Here is a 16082-nt window from a genome sequence, read left to right as displayed (position 1 = left end):
ATCGAGAAGCCGCGGCGTACTGGATACCCCGCCTGCGCGGGGTATGACGACGGTGATTTTGGCGTCGCGGAATACCTAAAACGGCAGCCCCACATAATTCTCCGCGAGCGACGCCGAGGCCGCCTTCGAGCTGACGAGATATTCCAGCTCGGCGAGCTGGATGCGTGCGCCGAATTCGCCCTGGTCCGGGAATTTGTGCAGCATCGAGGTCATCCACCAAGAGAAGCGCACCGCCTTCCAGACCCGGGCCAGCGCGCGTGCCGAATAGCCGTCGATGCCGGCGGAGGATTTTTCGTCGTAATATTCGCGGAAGGCATGCGAGAGGTAATGCACGTCGCTGGCGGCGAGGTTGAGGCCCTTGGCGCCGGTCGGCGGCACGATGTGCGAGGCGTCGCCGGCCAGAAACATCCTCCCGAACCGCATCGGCTCGGCGACGAAGCTGCGCAGCGGCGCGATGCTCTTCTCGATCGAGGGGCCGGTGACGAGTTCGTCCGCCGCCTTCTGGTCGATCCGCCGCTTCAATTCGTCCCAGAACCGCTCGTCCGGCCACTGCGCGATATCGTCGTCGAGCGGACACTGCACATAATAGCGGCTGCGCCTGGTCGAGCGCATGGTGCAGAGCGCAAATCCCCGCGCATGGTTGGAATAGATCAGCTCCGGGCTGACCGGCGGGGTTTCCGAGAGGATGCCAAGCCAACCGAACGGATAGACCCGCTCATAGGTCGTGATCGCCGACGGCTTGACGCTGGCGCGGCTGACGCCGTGAAAGCCGTCGCAGCCGGCGATGAAGTCGCATTCGATCTCGTTGACAACGCCGTCCTTGACGTAGCTGACGCGCGGGCGGTCGGTGTCGAAGTCGATCGGCTTGACGTCGGCGGCCTGATAGACCGAGGTCAGCCCGGCGGCCTTGCGGGCGTTCATCAAATCGAGCGTCACCTCGGTCTGGCCGTAGATCATCACGGTCTTGCCGGTGGCGCCGTGCATGTCGATGCGGTGGCGCGCGCCGCCGAAGGCGAGCTCGACGCCATGATGGACGAGCCCCTCGTGATGGGCGCGCGCGCCGGCGCCGACCTCGTCGAGCAGCGCCACCGTGCCTTCCTCGAGCAGGCCGGCACGGATGCGGCCGAGCACGTATTCCGGTGTCTGCCGCTCAAGGATGATGTTTTCGATGCCGTAGAGGTGTAATAGTTGCCCAAGCAACAATCCGGCGGGACCGGCACCTATGATTGCGACTTTTGTCCTCAATACCCGCTCCTCCCCGGTATTATAAGGTCCCTGGCCCAACGGTTGCGGCCAAGCTTGCAATGATAGTTATATCATATAACGGTTTTGGGAAAGATCATTCGCATGTGACTAGACGAGTGTACTTCGCCGCGGTGCACATCGCGGCCAGGGGAGAGACGCAACGCCGCAGCCGAACGTCCGCCTTGAAAAGGCGGACGAGCTAGATAACATGTTAATTAATGGTCGGGCGATCGAACAGCCCGCGTGGAGGGAGAACATGCCGATGAGGAAAGCATTTCTGGCGATGCTGCTGGCCGCCAGCGTGACGCCTGCGATGGCGCAGGAAAAGAACGTCGACCTGAAGATTTCGCACTGGGTGCCGGCCTCGCATCCGCTGCAGAAGTCGCTGGAGGACTGGGCGGCCGCGGTCGAGAAGGATTCCGGCGGCACCATCAAGTCAAAAGTGTTTCCGGCGCAGCAGCTCGGCAAGGCCTTCGATCACTACGACATGGCACGCGACGGCATCGCCGACGTCACCTACGTCAACCCTGGCTACCAGCCCGGGCGTTTCCCGCTGATCGGCGCCGGCGAGTTGCCGTTCCTGATGTCGGACGCCAAGGGCGGCTCGCAGGGCCTCGACGCCTGGTACCGCAAATATGCCGAGAAGGAGATGAAGGACGTGAAATTCTGCCTCGCCTTCGTCCATTCCCCATCCTCGTTCCATTCGCGGACCAAGAAGATCGTCGTACCCGACGACATCAAGGGCATGAAGATCCGGCCCGCCCACGCCACGATGGCCAATTTCGTCACCCAGCTCGGCGGCACCAACGTGCAGTCGTCTGCGCCTGAAGTGCGCGACATCATCGAGCGCGGCGTCGCCGACGCCGTCACCTTCCCCTGGGGCTCGCTCCTGCTGTTCGGCATCGACAAGGTGACCAAATACGACATGGAGGCGCCGCTCTATGTCACCACCTTTGCCTTCGTGATCAACAAGGACAAATACAACGCGATGTCCGACAAGCAGAAGAAGGCGATCGACAACAACTGCAACACCGAGACCGCCGGCAAGGTCGGCGAGCACTGGGGCAAGATGGAGGACGCCGGGATCGACAAGATCAAGGCGGAGTCCAGCCACGAGGTCTATAAGCTCACGCCCGAGCAGATCGGACTTTGGAAGAAGGCCGCCGAGCCGCTGGTCAAGACCTGGGGCGAGGGCGTCAAGAAGCAGGGCGGCGATCCGGATGCGGCGCTGGCCGAGCTCAAGGCATCGCTGACCAAGTACAACGCGCTCGCGCAGTAGACCTCTTCTCCCTCTCCCGCTTGCGGGGGAGGGCCGGGGTGGAGGTGTCTCCACATGGAGAAGCTTCGCGTGGAGAGAGTCCCCACCCGGCGCGTACGCGCCGACCTAAGAGCGGAGCTTCGCTCGTCTCGACCCCGCAAGCGGGAGAGGTAACATCCAAGCCACACCGTTCAATTTGATGCCGTCAAGCGATAGGAACCTGCGGACATGAATCGCGCGTGGATGGATCGTTTCATCGACACGATCGAATGGATCGCCGCCGGCTTCGTCGGCATCGTGGCGCTCAATATCTTCGTCGGCGTCCTGTTACGCAACACGCTGAACTACGCGATCCCTGATTCCTTTGACATCGGGCGCATGCTGCTCGGCATTCTGATCTTCTGGGGCATCGCCGCCACCAGCTATCGCGGCGGCCACATCACCGTGGACCTGATCTGGGCCAATGTCGGCCCGAAATACCAGCGCATGATCGACGTGTTTGCGACGCTGGTGCTGCTATTCGTGGTGACGGTGCAGACTTATACGCTGTTCGACAAGGTGCGGGGAACCTACAACGACAATGTCCTCACCTTCGACATGCACATGCCGACCTGGCCGTTCTTCGCCATCGCCTGGGCCGGCGACGGCGCCGCGGTGCTGTTGATCGCGATCCGCACCTACCGGCTGATTTTCCATCCCGAAGATATCCACGACGCCAAGGTCAAGACGGTAGAGTAGGCCCCATGAGTACAGATGCCGTCGCTGTCCTCGGATTCGTCGCGCTGTTTGCGCTGATGCTGCTCCGCGTGCCCGTAGGTATGGCGATGGGCCTCGTCGGTGTCTGCGGCTTCGGCTACATCACAGGCTTCACGCCGGCGCTAAAGCTGGTCGGTCAGACCTCGATGCGCACGGTCACCGACTACACCTTCGGTGTGATCCCGATGTTCCTGCTGATGGGAACGTTCGTGTCCAATTCCGGCATGAGCCGCGAATTGTTCCGCGCCGCCAATGGCTTTGTTGGCCACCTGCGCGGTGGGCTCGGCATCGCCACCGTTGCCGCCTGCGGCGGCTTTGCCGCGATCTGCGGCTCATCGGTGGCGACCGCCGCGACCTTCTCGGCCGTGGCCTATCCCGAGATGCGCCGCTTCGGCTATCCGCAATCGTTTGCGACAGGCGTGATTGCGGCCGGCGGTACGCTGGGCGCCATGCTGCCACCGTCCACCGTCCTCGCGGTCTACGGCATTATCACCGAGCAGGACATCGGAAAACTCTTCATCGCCGGCATCATTCCCGGCCTGCTGGCGATGACGATGTACATGATCACCATCGCGCTGATCGGCTGGTTCCGGCCAAACTTCCTGCCGACCGGTAAGCAAACCACCTGGCGCGAGCGCTTTGCCGGATTGAAGGACATTTGGGCGCCGGTGCTGCTGTTCATCTTCGTGATCGGCGGGCTCTATGGCCTGCCGTTCCTGCCGCGCTTCACGCCGACCGAAGCCGGCGGCGTCGGCGCTACCGGCGCGTTCCTGATCGGCGTCCTCACCGGACGGCTCAACAAGGACAAGATACTGGCTTCGCTCTTGCAGGCGACGCGCACCGCGGCCGCGGTGTTCACGGTGCTGATCGGCGCGTTGATCTTCGGCTATTTTCTGACGGTGACGCAGACCCCGCAGAAGGTGACCGAGCTGCTCACCGGTCTCGGCCTCGGGCCCTACGGCATCCTCGCGCTGATCATGGTGATGTATCTGGTGCTGGGCTGCCTGATGGACGCGATGGCCATGATCATCCTGACCGTGCCGATCATCTTCCCCGTGATCATGCATCTCGGCTTCGATCCGATCTGGTTCGGCGTGATCATCGTGATGACGGTGGAGCTTGGCCTGATCCATCCGCCGGTTGGCATGAACGTGTTCGTCATCAAGAGCGTGGTGAAGGACGTCTCGTTCTCGACGATCTTCCGCGGCGTGATTCCGTTCGTGGCGACCGATTTGATCCGTCTGGTGATCCTGATCGCGTTTCCGATCCTGGCGCTGTGGCTGCCGCAGCGCATGGCCGGGTAGGGTGGTTCAATGACCCCGCAGCTCGAGACCAAATATGTCTTCACCATCACCGCGCGGATCGGCGAGGTGACCTCGGCGGGCGAGATCGGCACCGGCGTGCGCCGGATCATCCCGATCATTGGCGGCGAAGTCAGGGGCGAGAGGGTCAACGGCAAGGTTCTCCCGTTTGGCGCCGACTTCCAGATCATTCGCCCGAACGAATTGATCGAGCTGGAAGCTAAATACGCCTTCGAAACCGATGACGGCGCCGTCGTTTATGTCGAGAACAAGGGCCTGCGCTTCGGCCCGATCGATCTCCTGCAAAAACTCAAGCGCGGCGAGCCGGTCGATCCAAAGCTGATCTATTTCCGCACCGTGCCGAAATTCGAGACCGGCGCGCCCAACTATCGTTGGCTGATGGAAAACCTCTTCATCGCCTCCGCCGCCCGCCACGCCGACCGCGTCGTAATCGATGTGCATCAGGTGTTGTGAGCGACCGCTCTCGCCGCGTCATTGCGAGGAGCGTAGCGACGAAGCAATCCATCCATCCCCGAGTCGAGGCATGGATTGCTTCGCTGCGCTCGCATGACGCGTAGACAGCGCCACCATACTCAAATGTCATCCCCGCGAAGGCGGGGAACCAGTACGCCGCGGCTTATCGGCTTGATCACTGCTTTCTCTGGAATACTGGGTCACCCGCCTGCGCGGGTGACGACAGCGGAATATGACTTCGCGATCTCGGGCATATCTACCGACGCCTGGATAGTCGGGCTGCGCTCTACCCATTGTTCGCAATCCCGACCGGACGCTCCAACACCCACCTTGACTCCCCCATCCCAAAATCGTTATAAAACATAACTATTCTGGACAGGAAGCAATAAGAGCCCATGGGAAACGCCGACGCTACCGCCGCTGCGGGTCAGTCCGACCTGCTCAAGATCGAGCAGAAGGGCGCGGTGCTGACCGTCGGCCTCAACCGTCCGGCCAAGCGCAACGCGCTGAACGACGGCATCATCCTCGCGATCCAGGATTGCTTCTCCAATCTCCCCGAGGGCATCGGCGCCGTGGTCATCCATGGCGTCGGCGACCATTTCTCCTCCGGCCTCGATCTTTCCGAGCTGACCGAGCACGACGCCACCGAAGGCCTGCGCCACTCGCAGATGTGGCACCGGGTGTTCGACCGCATCCAGTATAGCCGCGTCCCCGTGATCGCGGCGCTGAAGGGCGCCGTGATCGGCGGCGGCCTGGAGCTGGCCTGCGCGGCCCATATCCGCGTCGCCGAACCCTCGGCTTATTTCGCGCTGCCCGAGGGCCAGCGCGGCATCTTCGTCGGCGGCGGCGGATCGGTGCGGCTGCCGCGGCTGATCGGCGTGGCGCGGATGGTCGACATGATGCTCACGGGACGGGTCTATTCGGCCACCGAGGGCTCGTCCTATGGCTTCTCGCAATACCTCACCGACGAAGCCGGCGCGCTGCCGAAGGCGCTGGAGCTCGCCGAGCGCGTCGCCGCCAACGCGCCGCTGACCAATTTTGCCGTGCTGCAGGCGCTGCCGATGATCGCGGAAGCCAATCCGCAGACCGGGCTCCTGATGGAATCGTTGATGGCCACGGTGGCGCAGAGCGACAAGGAAGCCAAACGCCGCATTCGCGCGTTTCTCGACCACAAGACCGCAAAGGTGAAGCCGACCTGACATGAGCGCCCAACCCAGCATGTCCGCCGCCACTGACCCAGCCCGCGCCGCCGACCATCCGCTGCGTCCGATCTCGTTCGGCACGCCCGCCGTGCATGTCGAGCGCCGCGACGACGGCACCATCTATCTGCGTCCGAAAGCGCAACTGCGCGATTATCCGATCCGCATCACCGACCGTCTGCACCATTGGGCCGCCACCGCGCCCGATCGCGTGTTCATGGCGGAGCGCAACGCTGCGCGCGGCTGGCGCCAGATCACCTACGCCGAGCTGCTGGCCTCCTCGCGGCACATCGCTTCCGCGCTGCTGGCGCGCGGCCTTTCCGCTGAGAAGCCCGTCGTCATTCTCTCCGGCAATTCCATCGACCATGCGCTGGTCGCATTCGGCGCGCTCTATGCCGGCATTCCCTTCTGCCCGGTATCGCCGGCCTATTCGCTGGTGTCGCGTGATTACGGCAAGCTCGGCTATCTGATGAAGCTGCTGACGCCGGGCCTCGTGTTCTCGGACGACGCCACGAAATTCGCCGATGCGCTCGCTGCCAACGTCTCGTTCGGCACCGAGATCGCCGCCTCCCGCGGCGCGGTGCCGGGCCGCGACGTCACGACGCTCGCGGACCTGATGGCGACGCCGTTGCATCCGCGCCTCGACGCGCAGCATGAGGCGATCGGCCCGGATACGATCGCAAAGTTCCTGCTGACGTCGGGCTCGACCGGCAATCCGAAGGCCGTCATCAACACCCAGCGTATGATCTGCGCCAACCAGGTGATGCTGCGCGAGACGCTGGCGTTCCTCAAGGACGAGCCGCCGGTCATCGTCGACTGGCTGCCGTGGAATCATACCTTTGGCGGCAATCACAATATCGGGCTGACGCTCTACAACGGCGGCTCGATGTATCTCGATGAGGGCAAACCGATGCCCGGCGGCATCGAGGAGACCGTGCGCAATCTGCAGGAGATTTCGCCCACCGTCTATTTCAACGTGCCCAAGGGTTATGAGTCACTGCTACCTTATCTGCGCGACGACGCGGCCTTACGCAAAAAATTCTTCGCCCGCCTGCATGCGATGTTCTTCTCCGGCGCTGCGCTGTCGGCGTTCGTCTGGAACAGCCTCGACGAGCTCTCGGTTCGCGAAACCGGCTATCGCGTGCCGATGCTGACCGGGCTCGGTGCCACCGAGACCGCGCCGTTCTTCATGTCGGTCAATCCGCACACCAGCCGCTCCGGCCATGTCGGCCTGCCGGTGCTGGGCAATGACGCCAAGCTCGTGCCCAACAACGGTAAGTTCGAGGTTCGCGCGCGCGGACCGAACGTGATGCCGGGCTATTGGCGCCAGCCCGACATCACCGCGAAGTGTTTTGACGAGGAAGGCTTCTACAAGATGGGCGACGCGCTCAAGCCCGCGGACCCCAATGACTTTGATGCCGGCTTCGATTTCGACGGCCGCATCGGTGAAGATTTCAAGCTCGCCAGCGGCACCTGGGTCAGTGTCGGCCCGCTCCGGGCGCGCTTCGTCGCGGCCTGCGCGCCGCTGGTGCGCGACGTCGTAATCGCGGGAATCAACCGCGACGAAATCTCGGCGCTGGTCGTGCTCGATCTCGACGGCTGCCGCCTGATCAATCCCACGCTTCCGCTGGACGATTTGGCTGCAGTGGCATCCGATCCGCTGATCATCGAGGCGTTCCACGAACGGTTCCGGAAATTTCTCGCCGAAGCCACCGGCTCCTCGACCCGGATCACGCGCGCCGTGCTGCTCGATGCGCCGCTGTCGATCGATCGCGGCGAGGTCACGGACAAGGGCTCGATCAACCAGCGCGCCGTGCTGGAGAATCGCAGCGCGCTGATCGAGCAGATCTATTCGCCCGCGCCGCCGGCGCAAGTCATCACGCTGTAACCGTATCAGTATAAGCTTGTCAGGGAGAGCACCATGCAGTTGAAGGGCCAGGCCGCCATCGTCACCGGCGGCGCATCGGGATTGGGCGCGGCGACCGCGCGCCGGCTCGCGGCGCAGGGTGCCAAGGTCGCCGTCTGCGATCTCAACGCCAACCTAGCGGAAGCGGTTGCGGCCGAGATCGGCGGCCTCGCGGTGATCGCTGACGTCTCCGACGCAGCATCGGCGGAAGCGGCCATTGCAAAAGCCGCGGCGGCGCATGGCCCGGCGCGCGTGCTGGTGAATTGCGCCGGCATCGGCGTCGCCAAGCGCGTGATCGGCAAGGAAGGGCCGATGGCGCTCGGCGATTTCGAGAAGGTGATCAAGGTCAATTTGATCGGCTCCTTCAACATGCTGCGGTTGACAACCGCTGCGATGTCCAAGCTCGAGCCGCTGGCGACCGGCGAGCGCGGCGTCGTCATCTCCACCGCGTCCGTTGCCGCCTATGAAGGCCAGATCGGTCAGTCCGCCTATTCGGCCTCGAAGGGCGGCATCGTCGCCATGACGTTGCCGATCGCGCGCGAGCTAGCGCAGTTTGGCATCCGCGTGCTGACGATCGCGCCCGGACTGTTCCTGACGCCGCTGCTCGCCAACCTGCCGCAGGAGGCGCAGGATTCGCTTGCCGCGTCGATCCCGTTCCCGCGCCGGCTCGGCCAGGCCGAGGAGTTCGCCTCGCTGGCGCTGCACATGATCGACAACCCGTACCTCAACGGCGAAGTGGTGCGGCTCGATGCCGCGCTTCGCATGGCGCCGCGCTAGCGCATGATGCCTGGTCGAGGATAGTCCATGTTCGTCAACAAGCGCGATGTGCAGATACAATGGGGTGATTGCGATCCCGCCAACATCGTTTACTACCCGCGATACTTCGCGATGTTCGACGATTCGACCTCGATCATGTTCGAGGCCGCCGGCTTCTCGAAGCAGGACATCATCTGCAAATACGGCCTGGTCGGCATACCCATGGTGGATACGCGGGCGAAATTCCACATTCCATCAACCCATGGCGACTGGATCAGAATCGAAAGCCGGATTGAGAGATTCAAGCGCTCGAGCTTCGAGGTCGTTCACAATGTGTTCAAGGGCGATGCGTTGGCGATCGAGGCGTTCGAGACCCGTGTGCTGGTCGGCAAGCATCCGGACGATCCGGCGAAGCTGAAATCGGCGCCAATGCCGCCGGAGATCGTCGAGCGATTCATGCGGGGCTGACTTTGATGTCCCGCATGATCTAAAGAAGGGGCTGAATTGATCGTCTGTTTTTGCTTTACACGATAAAGAGAAAATCAACGGAGGAATGAATGAAGAAGGCTTTTCTGTCCGCTGCGGCGATTGTGACGGCGCTCGCGCTGCCGGGCTCGCCGGGCCTGGCGCAGACCAACGAGATCACCATCGGCATCTCCATCGTCACGACCGGACCTGCGGCTGCGCTCGGAATTCCCGAACGCAACGCGCTCGATTTCGTGCCGAAGGAGATCGGCGGCGTGCCCATCAAGGTCATCGTGCTCGACGACGGTGGCGACCCGACTGCCGCGACGACGAATGCGCGGCGGTTCGTGACGGAATCCAAGGCCGACATCATCATGGGCTCGTCGACGACACCGCCGACGATCGCCGTATCCACTGTTGCGAACGAGGCGGGCATTCCGCATTTCGCCCTCGCGCCGCTTCCGATCAACGAAGCGCGCATGAAGTGGTCGGTCGCGATGCCGCAGCCGATTCCGATCATGGGCAAGGTGCTGTACGAGCACATGAAGGCGCATGGCATCAAGACCGTCGGCTACATCGGCTACTCCGATTCCTACGGCGATCTCTGGGCCAACGACTTCAAGGCACAGGCCGTGCCGATGGGCATGACGCTGGCGACCGAGGAGCGCTTCGCACGCACCGATACGTCGGTGACGGGCCAGGTTCTCAAGCTGCTCGCAGCCAATCCTGACGCCATTCTCGTCGGCGCCTCCGGCACCGCCGCAGCGTTGCCGCAGTCGACGCTGCGCGATCGCGGCTACAAGGGCCTGATCTACCAGACCCACGGCGCCGCCAGCATGGACTTCATCCGCATCGCAGGTGCGGCGGCGGAAGGCGTAATCATGTCCTCAGGCCCGGTGATGTCACCGGAATCGCAGCCCGACAGCGCGCTGACCAAGAAGCCGGGGCTGGCGCTCAACACCGCCTATGAAGCGAAATACGGCGCCAACAGCCGCAGCCAGTTCGCCGGCCATTCCTTTGATGCCTTCGAAGTGCTCAAGCGCGTGATCCCGGTGGCGCTGAAGACGGCAAAGCCCGGAACGCCGGAATTCCGCGAGGCGATCCGCCAGGCGCTGACGTCGGAAAAGGAAATCGCCGCCAGCCAGGGCGTCTACAACTTCACCGAAAAGGATCGCTACGGCCTAGACGACCGCTCGCGCATCATCCTGACCGTGAAGGACGGGAAATACGTTCCGGCGAAGTGAGGGATGGCAACCTCTCAGTTCGTCAAGAAGTTTGAGTCGGCCCTAACTCTCGGGCCGACTTTTTCTTACCCTCCCCTGGAGGGGGAGGGTCGGCGCGCATCGCAAGATGCGTGACGGGGTGGGGTGATCTCTCCACTCGGGCACTGCTGGACGAGGAGAGACCGTCACCCCACCTCGGTTCGCATTTCATGCGAACCGATCCTCCCCCTCCAGGGGAGGATAAGATCAAGGTCCTAACCACCGGTCGACGCGATCAGCAATGACGGCGTCGGCTGCGAGCGGGCTTCGTCGATGCTTGCGCGCATCATCCGCGCTTGCGTCGCGACGTGATCGATCAGCCATCGCTCGAACGCTTCGGGCGACATCGCGCGCGCATAGAGATGGCCCTGCACGACATCGCAGCCGAGGGCGGCGAGCAGCTTGCGCTGCCCCTCGGTCTCGACGCCCTCGGCGACCACGGCCATGTTCAGGCTCTGCCCGACACGCACCACGGCGGTGGCGATCGCGAGCGCGCTGGCGTCGCGCTCGATATCGCGCATGAAGCTGCGGTCGATCTTCAATTCGCGGATCGGCAGATGCGCGAGGCGACTTAAGCTCGAATAGCCGGTGCCGAAATCGTCCAGTGACAGGCCGACGCCGAGCTCGCGGATCTCATTCATCGTCTCGATCGCCGCCGAGCGTTCGTTGGCGAGCACGCCCTCGGTGATCTCGAGCATCAACGCGTCAGGAGGCAGGCCATGGGCTTTGATCGTCTCGGCCACTACGGCAGCGAGCTTCGCATTCTGGAAGTTGAGCGGCGACAGATTGACGGCCACACAGGGCACGTCCAGTCCGGCGCAGCGCCAGGCGGCCATCTGCCGGCAGGCCTCGCGGATCGACCACAGGCCGATCTGCTCGATCAGGCCGACCTCCTCGGCCAGCGGGATAAATTTCGCGGGCGGCACCTCGCCAAGCTCCGGGTCGTGCCAGCGCGCCAGCGCCTCGACGCCGTAAAGGGTGCCATCGACGGTGCGGGTCTGCGGTTGATAGACGAGCCTCAGGAGGTCGTTGGCAATGGCCCGGCGGAGCGCAGCGCTGATCACGAGCCGCTGCTCTGCCAGCCGGTTCATGTCGGCGCTGAAGAAGCGATGGGTGGAGCGGCCAGCCTGCTTGGCCTTATACATCGCCGCATCGGCCTGCTGCAGCAGCGCGTCGATGTCGGTCGCGTTGTCGGGATAGATGCTGATGCCCATGCTGGCGGAGATCGGCACCTGGCGGTTGTCGATCCACAGCGGCGAGGTCAGCGCTTCGGTGATGTGCGAGGCGACCAGCGAGGCGCGCGCCGGGTCGCAGTTCGGCAGGACGATGACGAACTCGTCGCCGCTCAGGCGGCCCAGCAGGTCGGATGGCTGGATGCGGGCGCGCAGCCGCTTGGCGAATTCGATCAGCAGGGCATCGCCGGCCGAATGGCCGAGCGTATCGTTGACGTCCTTGAAGTGATCGAGATCGAGAAAGATCAGCGCGAGCTGCCTGTCCTTGCAATCGGCGATCGCCTGGTTGGCGAGCTCAAGCAGCTGCGCGCGGTTCGGCAAACCCGTCAGCATGTCGTGATAGGCGAGGCGGGCGATCTGCGCCCGGGCCTCCTTGCGCTCGATCGCCAGTGCGCCGAGGTGAACGCAGGCCTCGACGATTCGCTGATGCCAGCGGCTCGGCGCGCGGCATTCCCGAAAATAGAATGCGAAGGTGCCGATCACGCGGCCGTCCTTGGCCTTGATTGGCGTCGACCAGCAGGCCTTCAGGCCGACCTCGAGCGGCCGCGTCTTGTAGGGCTGCCAGCGCGGATCGGTGTCGAGATTCTCGGCCAGGACCGGCTTGCCATGATAGGCGGCCGATCCGCACGAGCCGACGTCGGGGCCGATCGAGATGCCCTCGAGGGCGCGCGAATAATCCTCGGGCAGGCTCGGTCCGCCGAGCGGATGTACCAGCCCCTCGGAATCGACATGCAGCACCGAAGCGACGACATCGGGCGCGATGGCTTCGACGCGCCGGCAAAGCTGGTCGGCAATCTCGACGAGCGGGAGCTCGTCGGCCAGCGCCCCCATGATGAGCTGCTGCAGCGACCGCAATTGCTTGCTCTCGCTGACGTCGCTCAGAAGCGCGAACACATATTTGATGCGCCCGCGATCGTTGCGGAATGCCTTGACGATGGCCGAGACCCAGATCTCGTCGCCATTATGGTCGTAAGCAAGGATTTCCTCCTCCTGGCCGCGACCATCGCAGATCCGCCGGTGCAGCCTGGCCAGGGTCTTGCGGTCGGTCATCGGTCCGGCGAGCAACTGGTTGACTTGCCGTCCCTGCACCTGTTCGGCCGAATGTCCGAACACGCCGGAGAACGCCGCATTGGTATAGACGATGCGCAGCTTCCGATCGGTGACGACGACGGCGCGGGTGGTCTTGTCGGCCACGAGGTTGAGCAACGCGATCCGCTCGCGCCGCTCGACTTCGGCGGTAACATCGCGAACGAAGATCATGTAGCTATCCCGGCCGCCGGTCTCGATACGCGAGACCGATATGGCTGCGCGAAGCTGGCTGCCATCGGTCCGGCGAATGGTGATTTCGGAGTGCGGACGCAGATCGGTCAGGCCAAGGCAGCCTGTGTCGAGGCCGAGAATATCCTTGCGCGAGAGACCCCAGATCGCCTCCGCCGCCGCGTTGAAATGACTGATCTGCCGCTCTGCATTGACGATGACGACGGCCTCGCTCGCCTGCTCGAGCGCGGCTAGCAGGAATTCGCTGCTGTCTGTCGTGGGGCAATCCGATGTGCGCATCATCCGACCTTGTGACCTGCCAGCCACCATCGGCGCCCGCATCGGGAGCGAAAGTGGCGACATTACCGCAAGGTTAGAAGCCCGCGCGTGTTCACGAAGTTGTACAACTCACACCGCGCCGGCAGGAACTCGCATCATGATTACGATTTCGTTAACGAGGGACTGACCGCCGCTAGACCGCGCTAGCGCCTTCGTGCTGGAAGCCGAGATAGCTCGCCGCGACCCGCTGATTGCCGGCGATCTCCTTGGCCGAGCCCGACAGGATGAATTCGCCGAGCTCCATGACATAGGCGCGATCGGCGATCTTGAGAGCGGCCTGCGCGTTCTGCTCGACCAGCAGCACCGAGACGCCAGCGGCGCGCAGTTCGCCGATGGTGCGGAAGATGTCGGCGACGATGATCGGCGCGAGTCCAAGGCTCGGCTCGTCCAGCATCAATAGCTTCGGCGCGCCCATCAGGGCGCGGCCCATCGCCAGCATCTGCTGTTCGCCGCCGGAGAGCGTGCCGGCCAGTTGCTTGCGCCGCTCCTTCAGCCGCGGAAACAGCGCATAGACACGCTCGAACGATCTGGCGGCCGTCGCCTTCGGAATCCGAAAGGCGCCGAGCAGCAGATTGTCCTCGACATTCATGGTCGCAAACAATTCGCGATGCTCGGGCACGAGGCTGAGGCCCGCCGCGACGCGGTCTTCGATATCGAGCGTGGCCATGTCGGCGCCCGCGAAAGCGGTGGCGCCCTTGAGCGGCAGCACGCCCATGATGGCATTCAAAAGCGTGGTCTTGCCAGCGCCGTTGGCTCCGATGATGGTGACGATCTCGTTGCCCGCGACCTCGAGCGAGACCGAGCGCACGGCTTCGACCTTGCCATAGGCAACGTGGGCGTCGGAGACCGATAACAGCGCGCTCATGCGGTGGCTCCGAGATAGGCCTTGATCACATCGGGGTTGGTCTTGATCTGGTTCGGGGTGCCCTCGGCGATCTTGGTGCCGAAATCCAGCACCACGACACGGTCGGCGAGATCCATCACAAAGCCCATGTCATGCTCGACCAGCAGCACCGACATGCCGCCGTCACGCAGCTGGCGGAGCAGGGCGGCAAGCCGCTGCTTTTCCATGTGCCGCAAGCCGGCGGCGGGTTCATCGAGCAACAACAGCAGGGGATCGACGCACAGCGCGCGGGCGATCTCGACGATGCGCTGCTGGCCGAGCGACAGGCTGCCCGCCAACTGATCGATCTGGTCGCCGAGGCCGACGCGCTCGATCTGGCGCGCCGCTTCCGCCAGCAATCTCGCTTCGTCAGCGCGGTCGAGCCGGAACATGCTAGAGATCGCCCCGGAAGAGCCGCGCAGATGCGCGCCGATCGCGACGTTCTCCAGCACGGTCATGTCGGGCACCAGCTTGACGTGCTGGAAGGTTCTGCTGACGCCGAGCTTGACGACCTCCTGCGGCGGCGCGTTGTCGACCTTGTGGCCGAGCACGGAGATGGCGCCGCCGGTGGTGGTCAGCACGCCGGTGATCAGGTTGAAGGTCGTGCTCTTGCCGGCGCCGTTGGGGCCGATCAGGGCGACGATCTCGCGCGCCCCGACGTCGAAGGAGACGTCGTTGACGGCGATCACGCCGCCAAATTGTTTGCGCGCCTTCTCGATCTGCAGCAGCGTGCCTGATGATGCCTTTTCGCGGACGGGTGCAGCGAGCGGAAGCGAGGCATCCGGCGTCTTGCGGGCCGGCTTGACCGGCAGACGCGCCATCAGCCAGGGCCAGACGCCGGTCGGCGCCAGCTGCAGCAGGACGACCAAGAGGATGCCGAACACGATGGTCTCGAGCTGGCTCTGGCCGCCGAAGACATAGGGCAGGTAGCTCTGCAGGATCTCCTTGAGGATCACGACGATCCCGGCCCCTAACACCCCGCCCCAGACGTAACCGGCGCCGCCGACCACGGCGATGAACAGATATTCGATGCCGGCATGTGCGCCGAACGGGGTCGGATTGGCCGCGCGCTGGAAATGCGCATAGAGCCAGCCGGAGAGGCCGGCCAGCACGGCCGCATAGACGAACACGAGCAGCTTGGCGCGCGGCGTCTGCACGCCGAACGCTTCGCCGGCGATATGCCCGCGCCGCAGCGCGCGGATCGCACGGCCGGTGCGGGAGTCCAGGAGATTCATGGTCAGCAGTGCCGAGACCAGCACCGCGATCCAGATCGCAAAATAGATCGCGCCGGGATCGAGCATCCGGAAACTGCCGATCGAGAGCGGCGGGATGCCCGAAATGCCGTCATTGCGGCCGAGGAATTCCAGCTTGCTGAACAGGTAGAACAGCCCGATGCCCCAGGCGATGGTGCCGAGCGGCAGGTAATGGCCCGACAGCCGCACCGTGATGATGCCGAGCAGGACGGCGGCGATGCCGCTGACCAGCAGCGAGAGCGGCAGCGTCAGCCATGGCGAGACGCCATAGGCCGTGGTCAGTACCGCCGTGGTGTAGGCGCCGAAGCCGCAGAACGCGGCCTGGCCGAACGAGGTGAGGCCGCCGACGCCGGTCAGCAGCACGAGACCCATCGCCACCAGCGCGGCGAGGCCGATATTGTTGAGCAGCACGATCCAGAACGGCGGCAGGCCCGGGATGAACGGGATCGCCGCCATGAGGGCTGCCAAGAGGAGGAGCGGGGTTCGCTGCTTCATC

At 64.0% G+C, this 16082-nt stretch carries 13 protein-coding genes; 9 read left to right on the top strand and 4 right to left on the bottom strand.

The genetic code is table 11. The features are described from left to right. Positions 1-75: 75 nt before the first annotated feature. The gene (pobA, locus tag RX331_RS35530) at positions 76-1245 is read right to left on the bottom strand and encodes a 4-hydroxybenzoate 3-monooxygenase (RefSeq protein ID WP_317254221.1); all 1170 of its coding nucleotides are present in this window, start codon (positions 1243-1245) and stop codon (positions 76-78) included. A gap of 262 nt (positions 1246-1507) precedes the next feature. Between pobA and RX331_RS35525 the strand changes: the two genes are divergently transcribed. The 9 genes from RX331_RS35525 (at position 1508) to RX331_RS35485 (ending at position 10604) form a co-directional block, all read left to right on the top strand. Next, the gene (locus tag RX331_RS35525; protein ID WP_317254220.1) at positions 1508-2524 is read left to right on the top strand and encodes a TRAP transporter substrate-binding protein; all 1017 of its coding nucleotides are present in this window, start codon (positions 1508-1510) and stop codon (positions 2522-2524) included. 207 nt (positions 2525-2731) lie between these two features. After that, positions 2732-3241: a TRAP transporter small permease gene (locus RX331_RS35520; RefSeq protein ID WP_317254219.1), complete on the top strand. Its 510-nt coding sequence runs from the start codon at positions 2732-2734 to the stop codon at positions 3239-3241. A 5-nt stretch (positions 3242-3246) separates the two neighbouring features. After that, entirely contained in the window at positions 3247-4563 is a 1317-nt protein-coding gene (locus tag RX331_RS35515; protein ID WP_317254218.1) for a TRAP transporter permease, read from the top strand. Between the two features lie 9 nt (positions 4564-4572). Beyond that, positions 4573-5034 (top strand): DUF3237 domain-containing protein, encoded by a 462-nt coding sequence (locus tag RX331_RS35510; RefSeq protein WP_317254217.1) that lies wholly within the window; start codon positions 4573-4575, stop codon positions 5032-5034. Between the two features lie 395 nt (positions 5035-5429). Beyond that, entirely contained in the window at positions 5430-6233 is an 804-nt protein-coding gene (locus tag RX331_RS35505) for a crotonase/enoyl-CoA hydratase family protein (RefSeq protein ID WP_317254216.1), read from the top strand. Position 6234: 1 nt separating this feature from the next. Continuing rightward, positions 6235-8121, top strand: a complete 1887-nt coding sequence (locus RX331_RS35500) for a feruloyl-CoA synthase (protein WP_317254215.1) — start codon at positions 6235-6237, stop codon at positions 8119-8121. Between the two features lie 33 nt (positions 8122-8154). Then, positions 8155-8916 (top strand): SDR family NAD(P)-dependent oxidoreductase, encoded by a 762-nt coding sequence (locus RX331_RS35495; protein WP_317254214.1) that lies wholly within the window; start codon positions 8155-8157, stop codon positions 8914-8916. A gap of 27 nt (positions 8917-8943) precedes the next feature. Further along, positions 8944-9363: a thioesterase family protein gene (locus tag RX331_RS35490; protein ID WP_317254213.1), complete on the top strand. Its 420-nt coding sequence runs from the start codon at positions 8944-8946 to the stop codon at positions 9361-9363. Between the two features lie 89 nt (positions 9364-9452). Continuing rightward, positions 9453-10604, top strand: a complete 1152-nt coding sequence (locus RX331_RS35485) for an ABC transporter substrate-binding protein (protein WP_317254212.1) — start codon at positions 9453-9455, stop codon at positions 10602-10604. Positions 10605-10837: 233 nt separating this feature from the next. Here RX331_RS35485 and RX331_RS35480 read toward each other — a convergent pair whose 3' ends face one another. The 3 genes from RX331_RS35480 to RX331_RS35470 form a co-directional block, all read right to left on the bottom strand. After that, the gene (locus tag RX331_RS35480) at positions 10838-13411 is read right to left on the bottom strand and encodes an EAL domain-containing protein (protein ID WP_317258318.1); all 2574 of its coding nucleotides are present in this window, start codon (positions 13409-13411) and stop codon (positions 10838-10840) included. 172 nt (positions 13412-13583) lie between these two features. After that, the gene (locus tag RX331_RS35475) at positions 13584-14315 is read right to left on the bottom strand and encodes an ABC transporter ATP-binding protein (protein ID WP_317254211.1); all 732 of its coding nucleotides are present in this window, start codon (positions 14313-14315) and stop codon (positions 13584-13586) included. After that, on the bottom strand, positions 14312-16081 hold the full coding sequence (locus tag RX331_RS35470; RefSeq protein WP_317254210.1) for a branched-chain amino acid ABC transporter ATP-binding protein/permease: 1770 nt from the start codon (positions 16079-16081) through the stop codon (positions 14312-14314). Before RX331_RS35470 ends, RX331_RS35475 begins: the two co-directional genes overlap by 4 nt. Position 16082: the final 1 nt, after the last annotated feature.

It is taken from the genome of Bradyrhizobium sp. BWA-3-5 (assembly GCF_032917985.1).
GTDB lineage: Bacteria > Pseudomonadota > Alphaproteobacteria > Rhizobiales > Xanthobacteraceae > Bradyrhizobium.
The sequence above is the reverse complement of the archived record's forward strand: the minus strand, read 5'-3'. Positions and strand labels throughout refer to the sequence as shown.